Origin of the sequence: Nocardia bovistercoris (assembly GCF_015674855.1) — a bacterium.
In the GTDB taxonomy this organism is placed as follows: Bacteria; Actinomycetota; Actinomycetes; order Mycobacteriales; family Mycobacteriaceae; genus Nocardia; species Nocardia bovistercoris.
This window is the reverse complement of record NZ_JADMLG010000008.1, coordinates 348612-366341: the sequence shown is the minus strand read 5'-3', so window position 1 is coordinate 366341 and position 17730 is coordinate 348612. Positions and strand designations below refer to the sequence as shown.

Genomic DNA, 17730 nt, shown 5'->3' with positions numbered 1-17730 from the left:
GATCGGCGCTGTGGACGGATTACTTGGGGGCTTCCGGCTTGGCCGGGACCTCCACCTTCTTGTCCGACCACTGGGTGGTGTTCTCGGGAGCGTTCATCACGTTGATGAGCTCGATGCCTGCGGCGACCAGGGTGGGGCCGCCGATGGCGATGGTGCCGAGGATGCCGCCGACGCCCGCGCCGGTCACCAGGCCGGGGATGCAACCCGCAGGCAGGGTGACCAGGCAGCCGATGGTGGCGCCGATGGCGGTGCCGACGAAGCCGCCGATGGCGGTGCCGATACCGAACTTGGAGGAGAAGTCGTTCTGCGCGCGCTGGTTCTCCGCGGCCGAGGCGATCGGCTTGACGGCGACCGGCGAGTCGAGGCGCAGGTTCGCGGGCTTGTCCGGGGTGATCTCGAGGACGGTGCTGTCTTTCTTCAGCTCCGACTTCACCGGGATCTGGGTGCCCGCGGCGTCGAATTCCATGGGCAGCGTCATCACGACGTTGCCCTTCTCGTCCTTGATGTCGACGACGTCGACCTTGGGAGCCTCAGGCGTCGCGCCGTCCTTCTGCGTGACCGCGAAAGTCCCCCCACGAACGGTCGCCACAACGGTCTTGTCCACCAGCTTGACCGAGTAGTTGATGGCTTGTTCGGCGGTGGGCGCCGGAGGTGTATCGGCGTGTGAGGTGCCCATGGCCACCGTCATCGCACCGATGACCATGGCTGCCGCCGCGGTGGTCCTGCGGAGGTTCATTCAGTTTCCAATCCATCATCAGGGTTGTCGCAGCTCGTTTTCGACACGCGAGAGCTCATTCAATCCGAGAGGTGGTCGGCCCTATTCGGATTCTCCCCGAGCAGTGTGAAAACAAGCACAGCAAACAGAACGACGCGAGCCTAATCGAATGCGCCCCGATTAGCGAGAACCGTTACCCAGCAGTGACAGTTAGGCGACCCTAATTTATACACCCGTACGAACCGCCCGACGGGCCGGTTACCCCTTCGCGGCGCGCCCCGACCGAACTCTGTCATATGACATTCCTCACAGGTAAATTCCGAGTCGAGCCGCAGCATACGGGGATAGCAGCCAAAACCCGATCGTACGATGGACAATTAAGTTACCGGTGAGTAACTTACTGGCGGTTACGATACGAGCCAACCGAGTCGGCGTCCGCGCCGACCTCGAACGCTCGTGTTGCCTCGAAAGAAAGGTCGCGACATGAATGCCCTGACGCTGACGTTGGGCACGATCGGGGCGATACTCAGCCTCCTGTGTTGGGCGTCGTTCTTCGGCGGCGTCCGCAGCATCGCGCGCACCATCATGGTCGGCCAGTCCGCCCCCGACCGCTGGCGGCCGTTCTTCCCGCGCCTGAAGCAGATGCTCGTCGAGTTCCTCGCCCACACCAGGATGAACAAGTTCCGCACCGTCGGCTGGGCGCACTGGCTCGTCATGATCGGCTTCCTCGGCGGATTCATCCTGTTCTTCGAGGCATACGGCCAGACCTTCGACCCCGAATTCCACTGGCCGATCTTCGGCGACTGGGCGCTCTACCACCTGTGGGACGAAATCCTCGGCATCGGCACCGTGGTCGGCATCGTGACGCTGATCGTCATCCGCCAGCTCAACCACCCGCGCGTCCCCGACCGGCTGTCCCGCTTCAGCGGTTCCCGCTTCGCCCCCGCGTACGTGATCGAATCCATCGTCCTCGTCGAGGGCCTCGGCATGATCCTGGTGAAGGCGGGCAAGATCGCCACCTACCACCACTCCAACGCCGCCACCGACTTCTTCACCATGCAGGTCGCGAAACTGCTGCCGGAGAGCGCCGTGCTGATCTCGGTGTTCGCCTTCGTCAAACTGATGTCGGGCAGCCTGTTCCTGCTGCTGGTCGGGCGCAACCTCACGTGGGGTGTGGCGTGGCATCGGTTCGCGGCGTTCCCGAACATCTACTTCAAGCGTGAGGACGACGGCGGGGTCGCGCTCGGCACCGCCAAGCCGATGATGTCCGGCGGCAAAGCCCTCGACATGGAGAACGTCGACCCCGATACCGACACCCTCGGCGCGGGCAAGTTCGAGGACTTCTCCTGGAAAGGCATCCTGGACTTCACCACCTGTACCGAGTGCGGGCGTTGTCAGTCGCAGTGTCCGGCGTGGAACACCGGTAAGCCGCTGTCGCCGAAGCTGTTGATCATGTCGCTGCGTGACCACGGTTATGCCAAGGCGCCCTACCTGCTTGCGGGTGGGCGTAAGGACATGGGTGGTGACGAGATCGGGCTCATCGACGCCGAAGGCAAGCCGGACGAGCAGAAGCTGGCCGAGATTCCCGAGGCCGCGCGCGCCGAGGCCGAGCGGCCGTTGGTCGGTGGTGCGGACGTGAGCGGTGTCATCGACCCCGAGGTGTTGTGGAGCTGCACCACCTGTGGCGCGTGCGTCGAACAGTGCCCGGTCGACATCGAACACGTCGACCACATCATCGACATGCGCCGCTACCAGGTGCTGATCGAATCGGATTTCCCGTCCGAGTTGGCCGGTCTGTTCAAGAACCTGGAGAACAAGGGCAATCCGTGGGGTCAGAACGCCAAGGACCGCCTGAACTGGATCAACGAGGTGGACTTCGAGATCCCGGTCTTCGGTAAGGACGCCGACTCGTTCGACGGCTACGAATACCTGTTCTGGGTCGGCTGCGCGGGCGCCTACGAGGACCGCGCCAAGAAGACCACCAAGGCCGTCGCCGAACTCCTCGCCACCGCGGGCACCAAATTCATGGTCCTCGGCCAGGAGGAGACCTGCACCGGCGACTCGGCGCGGCGTGCGGGTAACGAGTTCCTGTTCCAGCAGCTCGCCGCGCAGAACATCGAGGTGCTGAACTCGGTGTTCGACGGTGTCGAGCAGAGCAAGAAGAAGATCGTGGTCACCTGCGCGCACTGCTTCAACGCGCTCAACAACGAGTACCCGCAGGTCGGCGGCAACTACGAGGTGGTGCACCACACGCAGCTGCTGAACCGACTAGTGCGGCAGAAGAAGCTGATCCCGGTGGCGTCGGTGACCCAGAACGTCACCTACCACGACCCTTGCTACCTGGGTCGGCACAACAAGGTCTACAACGCACCGCGTGAGTTGATGGCCGCCTCCGGTTCGACGCTGGTGGAGATGCCGCGTCACGGTGAACGTTCCATGTGCTGTGGCGCCGGTGGTGCGCGCATGTGGATGGAGGAACAACTCGGCAAGCGCATCAACGTCGACCGCGTGGACGAGGGCCTGAACACCCTGTCCGGCAGTTCCGGTGCGACCCCGGGCAAGATCGCGACCGGCTGCCCGTTCTGCCGCGTGATGCTCACCGACGGTGTCACCGCGCGCCAGGAGAAAGGTGAGGGCGAAGGCGTTGAGGTGGTCGACGTCGCGCAACTCATGCTCGACGCGATCACCCGCGTTGATGCCGCGAAGCTGTCGGAGAACCTGGTGGTGATCCAGCAGCCCAAGGCCGAGCCCGAACCGGAACCCGAACCCGAGCCCGAACCGATCGCCGAGCAGGCCGAGTCGCCCGCACCCGCGAAGGCCGCGCCCACCGGTGGTGGTCTCGCCATGAAGGGCGGCAAAGCGCCCGGTGGCGGACTGGGCATGAAAGGCGCAGCCAAAGCACCCGGCGCGACAGCTCCCGCCGCCGCCGAGTCCGAGTCCGCACCTGCCAAGGGTCTGGGCATGAGGGGCGCGGCGAAAGCACCCGGCGCCAAGGCGCCCGCCGCCGAACCCGCACCCGCCAAGGGTTTGGGGATGAAGGGTGCGGCCAAGGCGCCCGGTGCGAAAGCCACCGCCGCCGAAACCCCCGCGGCTCCTGTCAAGGGCCTCGGCATGAAAGGCGCGGCCAAGGCACCCGGTGGCGGTCTGGGCATGAAGGGCGCGGCGAAGGCGCCGGGCGCGAAAGCCCCCGCCGCTGAAACCTCGACCGAAGCTCCAGCCGCCGAACCCGCCAAGGGCCTCGGCATGAAGGGCAAGGCGAAAGCTCCCGGTGGCGGACTGGGCATGAAGGGTGCGGCCAAAGCACCCGGAGCGAAAGCACCGGCAGCCGAAACCCCCGCCGAACCCACCCCCGCGGAAGCACCCGATACCGAACCGGCCGCCGCCGAAGTCAAGCCGACGGTCGCCGCGAAGGGTCTGGCGATGAAGTCCGGCTTCAAACGCCCCGGCGCGAAAGCACCCGGAGCGGTATCTGCCGAGGAAACCTCTACCGCGGCATCGGATGCAGAAGCCGCCGCTTCCACCGGGGCCAGCGCCTCAAGCACACCCGCTTCCACCGAGACCACGGCTCCGACCGAGGTCAAGCCGACGGTGGCGGCGAAGGGTCTGGCGATGAAGTCCGGCTTCAAACGCCCCGGGCCGAAGGCCCCCGGAGCCAAACCCGCGGCGGCGGCGGAAGAAGATGCTCCCGCCCCCACCGAAGCGGCGGCGAAAGCCCCCACCACCCCCTCCGAGGACCCCACCGCAACCACCGAGCCCACCCCGAGCGAATCCCCCGCCCCGTCCGACTCGGCCCCTTCGGAACCCGCCGAATCCGAGTCGACCCTCGAAACCCACTCGGCCGAACCGACCACCGAGTCGAACGGCAACGGTAATGGCGCCACCCCGATAGCGCCACCGACCGCCAAACCAGGCGGCCTCGGCTTCAAGGCAGGCACAAAGGCTCCTGGCCGCCGCAACTGATAACTCCACAACTGAACGAGCCCGGATCCCCAAGGATCCGGGCTCGCGCTTTCCCACCCGAACCCTCACGTGCCGATCGACACCCGAGCAGACCGACCGCCAACTGGCCGAGGCCAGTTTCGACGGCGCTTGCTCGTCCCCGCTCACGCCGCTCGGCTCGATACCGCCGCGAAAGCGAGGTGCGACACGCCACCGCTTCGCTCCTGAGCCGAATATGGAGTGCTACGCAATATCGACGCAATTCCAGGCCGCATACAATCCTTTGCAGACTGTTCTGCTGGAAACCAGCGGGATGGCAGGGAGCTACCAAGCCGTCAAGGCATGGTCGAGGAGCTACGACGATCGGGCAGGCGCCTTCGTACTGGTAGCGACGAATTTCGCACGGACACTACAGCATTTCGGCGACATTCTGATTGCGGCAGGCTACAACTGGGAGGTCTCCAACTACAAGGCGAATCGCAATCCGAAGGGCGTCGCGCCCTCGCTTCCACGCACGATTCCTTCCGAATTGCCCTACGGGGCCGGTGTCGTTCTCGGTGTGGCTTCGTCCCGCGCCAACAGCCGGGGACTCGAATCCGAGTTCCCGGACTTCTACGACAAAGTCACCGCCCGGATCGCCGGTGGCGAGATTCCGGACGGGGACACCGACAAGCTGGATCGCATGACGAAGGCGTGGAAGGCTTTCGCCACCAACGACATCGTTTTCGGTGCACGCTCCCGACTTCGATTGGTCGCCGATGGACTGGAGCGCGGCTACCGATCCGACGTACCGCCCGACATCCCACTTCTGGCCGAGCACCTTCGCACCCTCGCGACCAGCGCCGACGAAATCCGCCTCGCCGCGAACGACTGCGCCGACGCCACCGCGAATCACCAAGTTGCGCTCGCGGCCATGCGTTCCGACATCAATACCGGGTTCACAGCCGTCGTCGTCGGCGCTTCGGTCGCGGTCGCCGTTTCGGTAGTCTTGATCCGCAACCCGCGAGCGCTGACACTGGAGGGCGCTACCCTCGACACGGCGGCCACGGCTGTCGCAGGAGCGATCGGCTCGTTCTTCACAAGCCTCAGCGGAATCACGTTCACCACCGCGGCACTCGGGACCGGCGCGCTGGCGACCATCGCGGGGCTGGCGATCCTCATCACGAACATCGACGACGACAGCAGCGGGGCACACCCGACCCTCGGAGGCGACGATCCGATAACGCAGGAGACTGCACAGAAAATCGCCGATCATGCGAATGGTCGAGCCGAGCAAGGTGATGGAACGCATTACGTCGCCGGCGTACCGCCCGCAGAATTAGCAGAATATGTTCGAAAAGTCTTGGATGGTGAAATCCCAACTGAACAACGACACGGCCTCGATAATGGCCGTGCGGGATACTGGGATCCTGTAAAACGCGCACTGATCGTAGAGAACAACGGTGGCGGAACGGTTTTTACGCCCAAAAAGGGTCGCGAAGCATTCGAAGAATTGGAATAGAAGAACCGAGGAAGTATGTGCGCAAACCAATTAAATGCCGAGTTCGTGATCGAAGGCGACGTCTTCCGGGTCATCCGCCAACTAACTTACCAAATGGAAGATGTAAGACGGGATCCGATGATCGAGCAAGGCTGGACTCCCGATATAGATAGATTTCTTTACGACTTGGCAAAATCTGTACCGAAAGACAAGCCACCGGTACGAGTGAGGATTGTTGTCAACGGCCAGTACTCCAGCCGTCCCGCGCCACAGGCAGAAGCGCCGGCGTCGTCCGGCGAAATAGTACGAAGCATCCCTCGTTATATATGCGAGCTGTGGCCATCTCTACTCACCACTACCTGGGAGCTGTTGGGTACCTTGGAAGCGCGCTACCGAACCGGCTTCAACGAAGACGAGATCAGGGCCGCGCTCGTCACGATGACTGCTTCTGTGGCGAAGGCACTCGAGAGCTGAGCTGTCCAATATCCAGGGGGCGAGCGGAATCGGTCCGCTCGCCTCCGGTATGGCGCGAGAGTTCAGGGGCGGGTGCGGGTTGCGTAGCGGGCGAGGTGGAAATCTGTTGAGCCGTATTCGTTTTCGATGGCGGTGAGGCGTTTGAAGTAGTGGCCGATGGCGAGTTCTTCGGTCATGCCCATGGCACCGTGGAGTTGGACCGCGTTCTGGCCGATGAAGCGGGCGGCGCGGGCGATGGTGACTTTGGCGGCGGAGACGGATCGGGCTCTGGTCGCCGGGTCGGCGGCGAGGGAGTGGATGGCCAGGTAGGCGGCGGCTATGGCTTGTTCGAGTTCGATGTGCATGTCGACCATGCGGTGTTGCAGCACTTGGAAACTGCCGATGGGGACGCCGAATTGTTGGCGTTGTTTGCTGTATTCGACGGTGTCGGCGAGCACTTTGCGCATGCAGCCGACGGCTTCGGCGGAGATGGCGGCGATGGCGTCGTCGACGGTGGCGTCGATGGTGTCCCATGCGGCGCCTTCGATGCCGAGGAGCGCGTCGGCGGGCAGGCGCAGCGCTTCGAAGGTGAGGTCGGCGCCGACGCGGTCGTCGATGGTGCGGTAGGGCTGGACGCGGATTCCTTCGGGCGGGTTCTTCGCGTCGAATTCGAGGAGGAACAGCGAGATTCCGGCGGTGTCGCGGCGGTTGCCGGAGGTGCGCGCGGAGACGACGAGGTGGGTGGCGATGGGCGCGCTGGTGACCACGATCTTGGCGCCGTCGATCACCCAGGCGTCGCCGTCGCGGCGCGCGGTGGTGGTGACGTCGTGCATGGTCTGCCCCGAGGTGGGTTCCAGTGCGGCGAAGGCGGTGCGCGCCTCGCCCGCGACGATCGCGCCGAGCACCGCGTCGGCGCGGTCGCCGCCGGAACGGTCGAGCAGTCCGGCGCCGATCACGACGGTGTCCACGAAGGGTTCGACCACGAGCGCGTGCCCGAGTTCTTCGGCGATGATCATCAATTCGACCGCACCGCCGCCCATTCCGTCGACGCGTTCGGGCAGGGTGGCGCCGAGGATGCCGAGTTCCTCGGCGAATCCGCGCCATATCGCGGGCTGCCACCCGGGTGCGGTCTTGGCCGCGGTGCGGCTCTTCTCGAGGTCGTAGCGTCCGCGCAGGTAGCCGGCGACGGCGTCGCGCAGGAGTTCCTGCTCCTCGGTGAATGTGAAGTCCATCAGAGTCCCAATGCTGCCTTGGCGAGGATGTTTCGCTGAATTTCGTTGCTGCCCGCGTAGATCGAGCCCGCGCGGTCGTTGAAGTAGTGCAGCGGCGCCACCGCCTGCCATTCCTCGCCGCTGTGGTAGCCGTCGGCGGGCGGGGTGTACTGGGTGACGGGTCCGCCGGGGCTGGCGGCGTGCGGCTGGTATACCCGTCCGCGCGGTCCGGCGGCGATGAGCGCGAGTTCGGTGATCTGCTGGCTCAATTCGGTGCCGATGATCTTCAGCATGGAGGACGCCGGTCCGGGATCCTTGCCCTGTGCCATCGCGGAAAGTGTTCGGTATTCCAGGATTTCGAGCACTTCGGTGCGAATCCTGGCGTCGGCCAGGCGCGCCGAGAAGGCGGGGTCGTCGATGAGCGGGTTGCCGTCGGGGCCTACTTGTTCGGCGGCGGCGTTCGCCAGATCCTGTGCCTGCGCTTGGAGCATGGGGGCTAGTGCGCCGCCGCGTTCGTGCACGAGCAGGTATTTCGCGACGGTCCAGCCGTCGTCGATCCGTCCGAGCACATTGGTTTTGGGGACGCGCACGTTGTCGAAGAAGACCTGGTTCTGCACTTCTTCGCCGGAGGTCATGACCAGCGGTCGGACCGCGACGCCGGGATCGGTCATGTCGATGAGCAGGAAGGTGATGCCCTGTTGTTTCTTTCCCGTGCGCGAGGTGCGCACAAGGCAGAAGATCCAGTTGGCTTCGGTGGCGTGGGTGGTCCAGATCTTGCTGCCGTTACACACGAAGTGGTCGCCGTCGTCGACGGCGGACATGGACAGCGAGGCGAGGTCGGATCCGGATTCGGGTTCGGAGTAGCCCTGGCAGAAGAAGATCTCGCCGGTGAGGATGCGCGGCAGGTAGTACGCCTTCTGTTCGGGGGTGCCGAAGGCGATGATGGCGGGCGCGACCATTCTGATGCCCATCGGCGAGAGCGGCGGCGCGCCCGCGAGCATGTATTCGCGGCCGAAGATGTAGTGCCGGGTGAGGCTCCAGTCGCAGCCGCCGTATTCGACGGGCCATGCGGGCGCGGCCCAGCCCCGCTCGTGCAGGAGGCGCTGCCATCGCATGCTGGCTTCGTGGTCGGGGTAGACGCTGGTCGCGAGGCGACCCGCGCGCCGCAATTCGGGCGTAAGTTTCTCCTCGAGGAAGGCCCTTACCTCGTCCCGGAAGGCCAGATCGGCCGCTGACCAGTCGTATTCCATCTGCCACTCCCGCAGGCTCCGCTTGTTGACAGCCCGTCAACGTGACTCCAATGTAGGTCCGCAGCCTCCCGAAATCAAACTGAAGCCACATGCCCGCAGTTGATGGAACTCAGCAGTCCTCGAAGAACGCCTTCGCGTAGCCCACCGACTGATACACGTAGTCGTAGCCCCAGCGCGGCACCGACAAGCGCGGCCGCGGATCGACGAACAGCAGCTCGCCGTCCCAGCATTTGCCGATCACATAGCGGGCGCGCGAGATGTGCGGGGTGAAGGTCACCACGATGACCCGCCGCCACCCCCGCACCCGCGCCATGCGGGCCAACTCCATGCCCTCACCGCGCGTGGTGCGCGGCGCCGGATCGAAACAGATCACCTCCACCCGGTAGCCCCCGTGACAGATCCGGTTCATCCGCGCGCTCGTCTCATACGGATTCGAGAAAACCACCCGCGGCGCGAACCCATCCCGCGCGAGCCGCAGCCCCAACTCCTCCCGCCCGTCGTGCGCGCCACCGAGCACGAGGACGGCGTCGGCGGCAGCGGGCCGATCCACCCGCGGACGCACATAGACCGGCCACAACGCCGCGACCACGACGGCGACACACAACACCGCGACTGCCGAGCCATATCTGCGCGCACGCACGCCCGCGATGCTATCCGCGCGGCATCGTCGCAGGTCATGACGCCTGGCGTGATCGCGTCGCCACCTGTACACCTGCTGTTGCGTTGACCCTTGCCTCGCTGACGCGGCGCGGCCATCGGGCAGGTTTACCAATCGATCATGCGATGCACAGTCTTCGGAACCGGATATCTGGGTGCCACGCATGCGGCGTGCATGGCCGAACTCGGACATGACGTCATCGGCGTCGATGTCGACCCCGGCAAGGTGGCGAAACTCTCCGACGGAGTCGTCCCCTTCTACGAACCGGGGCTCGAGGGTGTGCTGCGGCGCAACCTCGACACGGGCCGACTGCGGTTCACCACCTCATACGAAGAGGCCGCCGCGCACGCCGACGTGCACTTCCTCGGCGTCGGCACCCCGCAGAAGAAGGGCGAGTACGCCGCCGACCTCAAATATGTGCACGCGGTCGTCGACACACTCGCGCCGCTGCTCGAGCGGCCGTCGGTGATCGTCGGCAAGTCGACGGTCCCGGTCGGCACCGCGGCCGCGCTCGGCGTCCGCGCGCGGGCGCTGACCTCGGCGGGGGTCGAGGTGGCGTGGAATCCGGAGTTCCTGCGCGAAGGTTTCGCGGTGCAGGACACGCTGCGCCCGGACCGGCTGGTCCTCGGCGTCGACGGTTCCCGCGACGGCGCCGCCATGGTCGAGGAACTGGTGCGCGAGATCTACGCGGAACTGATCGCGGCCGACGTCCCGTTCCTGCTGACCGACCTCGCCACCGCCGAACTGGTCAAGGTCTCGGCCAATGCCTTTCTGGCGACCAAGATCTCGTTCATCAACGCGGTGTCGGAGGTGTGCGAGGCGACCGGCGCCGATGTCACCATGCTCGCCGACGCGCTCGGCTACGACGCCCGGATCGGCAGGCGATTCCTGAACGCGGGACTCGGATTCGGCGGCGGCTGCCTACCCAAGGACATCCGCGCGTTCATGGCGCGTTCGGGTGAACTCGGCGCCGATCACGCGGTCGCTTTCCTGCGCGAGGTCGACAACATCAACATGCGCAGACGCACCAAGGTGGTCGACATGGCCGCACGGGCCTGCGGCGGCTCGCTGCTCGGCGCGAACGTGGCGGTGCTCGGCGCGGCCTTCAAACCGGAATCCGACGATGTGCGCGACTCTCCCGCGTTGAATGTCGCGGGCATGATCCAGTTGCACGGCGCGGTCGTCACCGTCTACGACCCCAAAGCGCTGGAGAATTCGCGGCGGGTCTTCCCGACCCTGAACTACGCGACCTCGGTCGCCGAGGCCTGCGACCGCGCCGACGTGGTGCTCGTACTCACCGAATGGGACGAGTTCACCGCGCTGCGCCCGCACGACCTGGACCGGGTGGTCCGCGCGCGCTCGATCATCGACGGCCGCAACTGTCTCGATCGGGCCATGTGGCGAGCGGCCGGATGGGTGTACGCCGGACTCGGTACACCGTAGAGTTACCTGCGACGAGAACAGACTCCCGCCGTCCGTGAGCAATTCGAACGTGAGCGCTTCGAACTCCAGCAATTCGAACTCGAGCGTTTCGCCCAGGACGACACGGAAAGACTTGTGATCGGGCACAGCGAAGCCGGAGCACCAGCGCCGACCGGGTATCGTTCGAGGTGGGCCCTCCGTCCTCGGCGGTGCCGGCTCGCTTGTCGTGGAGCGTGAAACGAGATGGGCAGCTGATGAGTTCGGTACTGGGGATTTCGGTGGGGGCCGGCGCCGTCCGTATGGCGCGACCGCACGCCGGAATTCCGCACGGGCATGTCGAGCCGCACGCCTTCGACTTACAGACCCTCCCGGTGATCGAGACCCCGGCCGAGGATCTGGCCGCCGAGGCCGTCGGCATGGCGCTCGAGTCCGTGCCCGAGATCACCGCCACCGCGATCACCTACCGCAGCGAACAGCAGGCCAGGTCGGTGCGCGCGGCGATGGCGCGCCAGCAGATCACCAACTACGAGCTGGTGCCCGAGATCTTCGCCGCCGTCGAATTCGCCCAGTCCACCGGCGATATCCGCGGCATCTCCTCGTTGGTCGTCTACGACCTCGGCAGTTCCGGACTTTCGGTCAGCGTGGTCGACACCCAGACCCGTGAGGTGCGACACACCGAGCGGACCAGTGACATCAGTGGCGATTACCTGGATTCGCTGATCCGTGAACAGCAGATCGCCTCGGGCCGGATCGCGCATCCGGCCGATCCCGCCGGGCTCGCGGCGCTGGACGCGCTGTGCCGCGAGGCCAAGGAGCAGCTGTCCAGCAACACCGCGGTGGCGTTACCGAGCGAGCAGGGCCTCGTGCTGTTGGCCCAGGAGAATTTCGAATCGCTCATCATGCTCGCGGTGGAGTCGTCGGCGCGGATGGCGCGCGATGTGATCGTTCGGTCGGACCGTCCGGTACACGGCGTCCTGGTGATCGGCGGCTGCGCCAGGATCCCGCTGGTGGCCAAGGTGTTGGACCGCTGGATGGGTGTGCCGGTCATCGTGCCGGAGAGCCCGGAAACGGTGACAGCCCGCGGCGCCGCGATGCTGGCGCGTCCGGTGCGTCCGGCGGCGGTGCCCGCGCCCGCCGCGATGGCCACGGATCAGGACACGGTGTCCCCGGCCTGGCTTTCGGCGCCGCCGAAGAAGGGCAGGTCGCGCAAGCACGGACTCGCCGACGAGTCGGCGGGCGAGGACTGGATAGGCCATCACGAACTCCAGGACTGGTCGGCGCGCGCACCGCGCAAGCGGCCGCACGAGGAGATCTCGTCGGAATGGCTGGCCGGTGAGCGCGGACGCGGCAAGCGCGAAATCAACGGTGCGGTACTCACGGTGAGCGCCTTGGCCGTGGTCGCCGCCATCGGTCTCGGCCTCGGTTACGGCCCGCAGGTCCTCGAACGCGATTCGCAGAGCAGCAGCAGCGACGGCACCACCTCGCTGCCACCGACCAGCATCCCGCGCACCACAACGCTGGAACCGCAGATCATCGGCACCCCAGCGACCACAACGGAAACCGAGGCCACGGTCATCGCGCCGCCGACCCGTCAGCAGACGGCGCAAGCGCCCGAACCTCCCTCCCAAGGGCCGAACACCTTCGTGGTGCCCGGCCTCCCGCCGATCGTGGTGCCGACGATCCCACCGGAGTTCTTCCCGCAAGCGCCGCGCTGACCGCGATTCCGGCGCTGGATCCGACCGGAACGAACTCGAACATCCCACCGCACTCGAGCCCACTTCGGCGCAGACCTCCGCCTCGACCGCGAGCAGCCGATACCGGACGTCACGAATCCTGCCGGGCTGTGGCGGCGTCCCAGCTCAGCGCGGTGACGGCCTTCGATGCTCGGGGTCGCGAGTTCGGTTGGGCGACCTGTGACCTGGCGCGCGAGATCGGTGCAGGTGTGATCGTCGGCTCGACCGAGACATTCGACAGAGTTCGCGCGGGAGCTCACCTGCGAGCCGGATGTCGCGCTCGTCGTCGGTGATACGCCGCAGCAATCGCGCTCGTCGGGCTCCCTCGCAGGCAGCGCCTCAGTTCCGCGCATGCCTGGCGTGTCGCCGTTGCGGTGGCGCCTGAACCTGTTTCGTACCGAACGGCCGGGCGAGCAGGACCGCGATGCCGGTGGTCAGCGGGACCGAAAGGGCAAGGGCGATACCGCCGACCGCGGAGCGGGTGATCTCGATGGCGACCGCGTCACCGGTGAGGATGTCGCGGATGGAGCGGCCCGCGACGCTGAACAGCAGCAGCAGCGGCAGCGCGCCGCCCGCGTAGGCGAGCACGAGGGTGTAGACGGTGCTGGCGATATGGTCGCGCCCGACGCGCATGGTTGCGGTGAAAACCTCACGCCGGGAGGCAGATTCGTCCAACGCCGCCAGTTCGAAGGCGGCCGAGGCCTGAGTGATGGTGACGTCGTTGAGCACGCCGAGCGTGCCGATGATGAAGCCCGCGAGCAGCAGTCCGGTGATGCTGACGTGCTGGATGTAGGTAGCGACGTTGGTGTTCTGTTCCTCGGAAAGTCCGGTGAGGTGGGTGATCTCGATGGCGACCCAGGACAGCACGGCGGCGAGCAGCATCGAGGTGAGCGTGCCGAGCAGCGCGGAGCTGGTGCGCAGGTTCACGCCGTGCGCGAGATACAGCACCACGTAGAGGATTATCGCGCCCGCGACGAGTGCGACCGGAACGGCCGGTTTGCCGTCGAGCAGGGCGGGCAGCAGGAACATCACGAGCACCGCGAAGGCGAAGACGAGACCGAGCAACGCGCGCAGTCCGCGCCAGCGCGCGACGGCGATGATGACCACGACGAACGCGATCACGATGAGGGTCAGCGGCAGTCCGCGCGAGTAGTCCTCGAAGGAGTACATCGGTGTGCCGTTGGGGTCGGTCTGGCGCACGAGGCGGATCTCGTCACCCGCGCGTAGGTCGGGTTGTCCTGGGCCCGGCGCGATTTCGAACAGGGTGTGGTTGCCCTGATGCGGACCGGAGTCGATGGTGATGAGGCTGCGCTGGCAGGTGTAGGCGTTGTTGCGCGGTGCTTCGGGCTTGTCGGCGAACACCTTGCCCAGTGACGGGCTGCCGCAGGGGCCGACGTCCTGCACCACCACGGTGCCCGCTTCGGTCTGCACCGCGCCGCCGCCCGCGTTCTGCATGGGCAGCGGGATGTCGACGTGCTGCGCGCTCGGCCACAGCGCGATAGCCCCGATGACGACGGCGACACCGATGACCGTGAGCAGCCCGATGACCACGCGGGCGGCGGTCGCGCTGATCGCGAGCGGTTCGGAATGGTCGTGATGGTGGTGGTGATGGTGGTCGGTCACCGGGCTCCTACCTTGTCCGTCGCATGCCTGGGGAAGGCATTACCCGGTGCCGAGCTTAAAGGATTCGGTTTTCAAGATCGCGTGGCGTGAACGCGATCCTCGACCTGAGGATTCGGAGAGCGGGAGAGATTCGGGAGGGGGCGGCGGAGAGCAGGGGGATGTCTCCGCCGCCCACAGGCCGGCGGCCCAGGGGGGTAGGCGGCCGGGCCCGAGGCCAGGTTGTCCAGGGGGGGTAGACAACTTGGCCGGGCACTCGAAGTGCCGAGAGCCACTGTACACAAAACATAGAGTTATGCGCTAGTCCAACAGCAAATCTCGCCTCAATCTCAACGCGGGGTCTGTTTTTACCCCGTAAGCAGGGCGCTTCAGTTGCCAGCGAGGAACTACCTGTTACTGACGGTAACTGGTAAGGAAGTTGCCGAAGCGTTCGATCGCGACCGCGAGATCCCGTGCCCACGGCAGCGTCACGATCCGCAGATGATCGTGATTCGGCCAGTTGAAACCCGTCCCCTGCACCATCAGGATCTTCTCCTGCAGCAGCAGATCCAGGACCAGCTTCGAATCATCGCGTATCTCATACACATTCGGGTCCAGACGGGGAAAAGCGTACAGCGCGCCCTTCGGCTTCACGCACGAAACCCCCGGAATCATGTTGAGCCGCTCCCAGGCCACATCCCGCTGCTCCAACAACCGACCGCCGGGCAGGATCAGATCCTCGATGCTCTGATGCCCGCCGAGCGCGACCTGAATCGCGTGCTGCGCGGGCACATTCGGACACAATCGCGACGAGGCGAGCAGATCTATGCCCTCCAGGAAACCCGCGGCGTGCTCCTTGGGACCGGTGATCGCCAACCAGCCGGAACGGTAGCCCGCCACCCGATACGCCTTGGACAGTCCGTTGAAGGTGAGGCACAGCAGATCCGGGGCCAGACTCGCCAGCGAGATGTGCTTGGCGTCGTCGTAGAGGATCTTGTCGTAGATCTCGTCCGCGAGCAGCAGCAACTGATGCTTGCGAGCCAGGTCGACCAGCTGCTGCAGCACCTCGGTGGAGTACACCGCGCCGGTCGGGTTGTTCGGGTTGATGACGAGCAGCGCCTTGGTCCGGTCGGTGATCTTCGACTCGATATCGGCGATATCGGGCTGCCAGCCGATCGACTCGTCACACAGGTAGTGCACCGGTGTGCCGCCCGCCAGACTCGTCATCGCCGTCCACAGCGGATAGTCCGGCGCGGGAATGAGCACCTCGTCGCCGTTGTCCAGCAACGCCTGCATGGTGATGGTGATCAGCTCGGACACGCCGTTGCCGAGGTAGACGTTGTCCACGTCGAGTTCGGGAAAGCCGGGCACCAGCTCGTACCTGGTCACGATCGCCCGGCGCGCCGACAGGATGCCCTTGGACTCGGAGTAGCCCTGGGCGTGCGGCAGCGCGGCGATGATGTCGCGCATGATCACGTCGGGCGCCTCGAATCCGAAGGGCGCCGGATTGCCGATATTGAGTTTGAGGATGCGATGCCCCTCGGCCTCGAGTCGAGCCGCGTGCGCGTGTACCGGTCCACGGATCTCGTAGACGACGTTCTGGAGCTTGGTCGATTGCTCCAGCACACGCGGCGGATGATGCGGTAGATGACTCGGGCTCACGGTCCCATGGTGCCATCCCCGAGCAACCGCATTTCCGGCACGCGGCAGGCGCGCCGTCAGGACGCGGAATCGCCCGGCGGGATGCCCTTGGCGGCGGTGCTCGCGCAGAACTCCTCGATCCGTTCGTCGAGTAGTCGGGCCTCGCTCGCGGCGCGGAACGCGGGCGAGGCGATACGTCTGCGCACCCCCGTGAGCCGCTCCTCCAACTGCGCGATGCGCTTGTCCTCGTCGAGGCCGAGCACCGGGGCGAGCGCCGCGCTCGCACCGTCGAGACTGCCGTTGATCAGGTGCGCGGCCGCGTTGTCGACCCGCGCCAGCGATTCCGCGCCGTAGGAACGCTGCTGGGACGGACCGTTCGCGTAGAGGTCGATGGCGCGGCGGGTGGCGCTCAACGCGGGTTCGGCGAGGCCGAGATGGACGTAGGTTGCGCCGGCGTAATAGTTGGCCTTCGCGTCGTTGAAGCCGAAGACGCCGCCGATGGAGTCGTGCAGATCGTCGGTGGCGTCGAATTCCCGTGCGGCCTCGGCGGCGCGGATACAGCGATCGGTGTCGTCCGCGCTGCCCATCTTGGACCAGATCCTGGCCTCGATCGTGAACAGCCGCACCCGCGCGGTGGCCGACTCGGCGAATTCGTGGCCGCCCTGCACCAGCAGCACCGCCCGCCTCGGACGCTCCGCCGAATACTCGATGAGCGCGTGCATGCCCTTGGTCCAGGCGCGCAGGCCGTTGTGCCCGCACAACTCGGCGTAGGCCCACGCCGCCCTGATCTGTTCGCCCGCGGCGTCGTAGTACCCGAGATCGGTACTCGCGTTGGCGAGTAAACCCGACAACGTGCCCGCGAGTAGGTACAGATGGCTGGTGTCGGCGGGCCGCTGATGGCCCTCCAACAGCCGATACACCCGCCTGCGCACCCGCAGCATCTCCACCATCATCGGCACGGGCGGAATATGGACGTAGTCGTTCGCGATGCGCATGACATCGGCATCGAGCTGTTCCAATGTGGTGGCACCCACATTGGTGCTCTCGGCCTGTCCGGCGTGCTCGCTCGCCTCGTGGGCAGCCGCCATGATCAGATCCCTCTCCGAAATCGCCGCCAACGCATCGCCTCTCATCGCACCGGCGTCGATGAGCGCGAGTAGGTCCGCGTCGCTCGAATAATTGGCCCTGGCCCCGACGAGGGGACCCGGTTCGGTTCCCGGCGCGTCCGGTCGATCGATCAACGGCTGATCGATCAGCGCCGCAAAACGTGCCCGCACAACATCGTCGGACCTCGCCAGGGAGGTGTCCAAGGCGGCTTGGTTGATGGGGCGCGGATGCACCCGGATTCCGCCCGCCTCCCATTTGGACACCAGGCGTTCGTGCACTCCCAGGTGAGCGGCGAACTCCCTGATACTCATGCGCTTGGCATCGCGAAGGGCACGGGTCTCTCTACCTGACCATTGCCGGACCACGATGACATCCCTTCCGACGAGACTCTTCATCCAGGGTACGAGGGGTTTGTGCCCTCTGCTACAACCAATTCGGAGTTGCTATATGCGATGACACCGCCGATGCCGTCGGCAGGTGCGCGGAATCCGGCCAGGGGCAGCGAAGTGGCAGCAAAAGGCG

General features: G+C 65.9%; 12 protein-coding genes. 5 read left to right on the top strand and 7 right to left on the bottom strand.

The annotated features are described in order from the left end of the window. Positions 1-19: 19 nt before the first annotated feature. Positions 20-736, bottom strand: a complete 717-nt coding sequence (locus IT779_RS21495) for a hypothetical protein (RefSeq protein WP_232541933.1) — start codon at positions 734-736, stop codon at positions 20-22. Between the two features lie 462 nt (positions 737-1198). On the opposite strand from IT779_RS21495, the gene IT779_RS21490 reads away from it, so the two are divergent. From IT779_RS21490 to IT779_RS21480, 3 genes are all read left to right on the top strand, one after another. Next, complete coding sequence (locus IT779_RS21490; protein WP_196151150.1) at positions 1199-4675, top strand: (Fe-S)-binding protein; 3477 nt, start codon at positions 1199-1201, stop codon at positions 4673-4675. A 262-nt stretch (positions 4676-4937) separates the two neighbouring features. Then, positions 4938-6155: a hypothetical protein gene (locus IT779_RS21485; RefSeq protein ID WP_196151149.1), complete on the top strand. Its 1218-nt coding sequence runs from the start codon at positions 4938-4940 to the stop codon at positions 6153-6155. 15 nt (positions 6156-6170) lie between these two features. Next, a complete protein-coding gene (locus IT779_RS21480) occupies positions 6171-6608 on the top strand; it encodes a hypothetical protein (protein ID WP_232541932.1) in 438 nt (145 codons plus the stop codon). A 62-nt stretch (positions 6609-6670) separates the two neighbouring features. Here the strand turns inward: IT779_RS21480 and IT779_RS21475 are convergent, their stop codons facing one another. From IT779_RS21475 to IT779_RS21465, 3 genes are all read right to left on the bottom strand, one after another. Continuing rightward, positions 6671-7819, bottom strand: a complete 1149-nt coding sequence (locus IT779_RS21475) for an acyl-CoA dehydrogenase family protein (RefSeq protein WP_196151147.1) — start codon at positions 7817-7819, stop codon at positions 6671-6673. Further along, the gene (locus IT779_RS21470; RefSeq protein WP_196151146.1) at positions 7819-9048 is read right to left on the bottom strand and encodes an acyl-CoA dehydrogenase family protein; all 1230 of its coding nucleotides are present in this window, start codon (positions 9046-9048) and stop codon (positions 7819-7821) included. Before IT779_RS21470 ends, IT779_RS21475 begins: the two co-directional genes overlap by 1 nt. A 109-nt stretch (positions 9049-9157) precedes the next feature. Further along, on the bottom strand, positions 9158-9688 hold the full coding sequence (locus tag IT779_RS21465; protein ID WP_196151145.1) for a YdcF family protein: 531 nt from the start codon (positions 9686-9688) through the stop codon (positions 9158-9160). A gap of 138 nt (positions 9689-9826) precedes the next feature. Here IT779_RS21465 and IT779_RS21460 point away from each other — a divergent pair, with 138 nt between their 5' ends. Both IT779_RS21460 and IT779_RS21455 read left to right on the top strand, forming a co-directional pair. Further along, a complete protein-coding gene (locus IT779_RS21460) occupies positions 9827-11149 on the top strand; it encodes a UDP-glucose dehydrogenase family protein (RefSeq protein ID WP_196151144.1) in 1323 nt (440 codons plus the stop codon). Between the two features lie 233 nt (positions 11150-11382). Next, positions 11383-12843 (top strand): Hsp70 family protein, encoded by a 1461-nt coding sequence (locus tag IT779_RS21455; RefSeq protein ID WP_232541931.1) that lies wholly within the window; start codon positions 11383-11385, stop codon positions 12841-12843. A gap of 357 nt (positions 12844-13200) precedes the next feature. Here IT779_RS21455 and IT779_RS21450 read toward each other — a convergent pair whose 3' ends face one another. The 3 genes from IT779_RS21450 to IT779_RS21440 all read right to left on the bottom strand — a co-directional run bounded on the left by IT779_RS21450 (position 13201) and on the right by IT779_RS21440 (position 17519). Continuing rightward, on the bottom strand, positions 13201-14484 hold the full coding sequence (locus IT779_RS21450) for a YibE/F family protein (protein ID WP_196151143.1): 1284 nt from the start codon (positions 14482-14484) through the stop codon (positions 13201-13203). Positions 14485-14874: 390 nt separating this feature from the next. Beyond that, positions 14875-16122, bottom strand: coding sequence for a pyridoxal phosphate-dependent aminotransferase (locus tag IT779_RS21445; protein ID WP_332838895.1), 1248 nt, complete (start codon positions 16120-16122; stop codon positions 14875-14877). A 56-nt stretch (positions 16123-16178) separates the two neighbouring features. Further along, entirely contained in the window at positions 16179-17519 is a 1341-nt protein-coding gene (locus IT779_RS21440) for a helix-turn-helix domain-containing protein (RefSeq protein WP_196151142.1), read from the bottom strand. Positions 17520-17730: the final 211 nt, after the last annotated feature.

Excerpts from the sequence above, each read along its gene's own strand:
- IT779_RS21495 (WP_232541933.1), bottom strand. The coding sequence starts at position 736 with ATGAACCTCCGCAGGACCACCGCGGCGGCAGCCATGGTCATCGGTGCG.
- IT779_RS21490 (WP_196151150.1), top strand. The coding sequence starts at position 1,199 with ATGAATGCCCTGACGCTGACGTTGGGCACGATCGGGGCGATACTCAGC.
- IT779_RS21480 (WP_232541932.1), top strand. The coding sequence starts at position 6,171 with ATGTGCGCAAACCAATTAAATGCCGAGTTCGTGATCGAAGGCGACGTC.
- IT779_RS21475 (WP_196151147.1), bottom strand. The coding sequence starts at position 7,819 with ATGGACTTCACATTCACCGAGGAGCAGGAACTCCTGCGCGACGCCGTC.
- IT779_RS21470 (WP_196151146.1), bottom strand. The coding sequence starts at position 9,048 with ATGGAATACGACTGGTCAGCGGCCGATCTGGCCTTCCGGGACGAGGTA.
- IT779_RS21460 (WP_196151144.1), top strand. The coding sequence starts at position 9,827 with ATGCGATGCACAGTCTTCGGAACCGGATATCTGGGTGCCACGCATGCG.
- IT779_RS21455 (WP_232541931.1), top strand. The coding sequence starts at position 11,383 with ATGAGTTCGGTACTGGGGATTTCGGTGGGGGCCGGCGCCGTCCGTATG.
- IT779_RS21440 (WP_196151142.1), bottom strand. The coding sequence starts at position 17,519 with ATGAGTATCAGGGAGTTCGCCGCTCACCTGGGAGTGCACGAACGCCTG.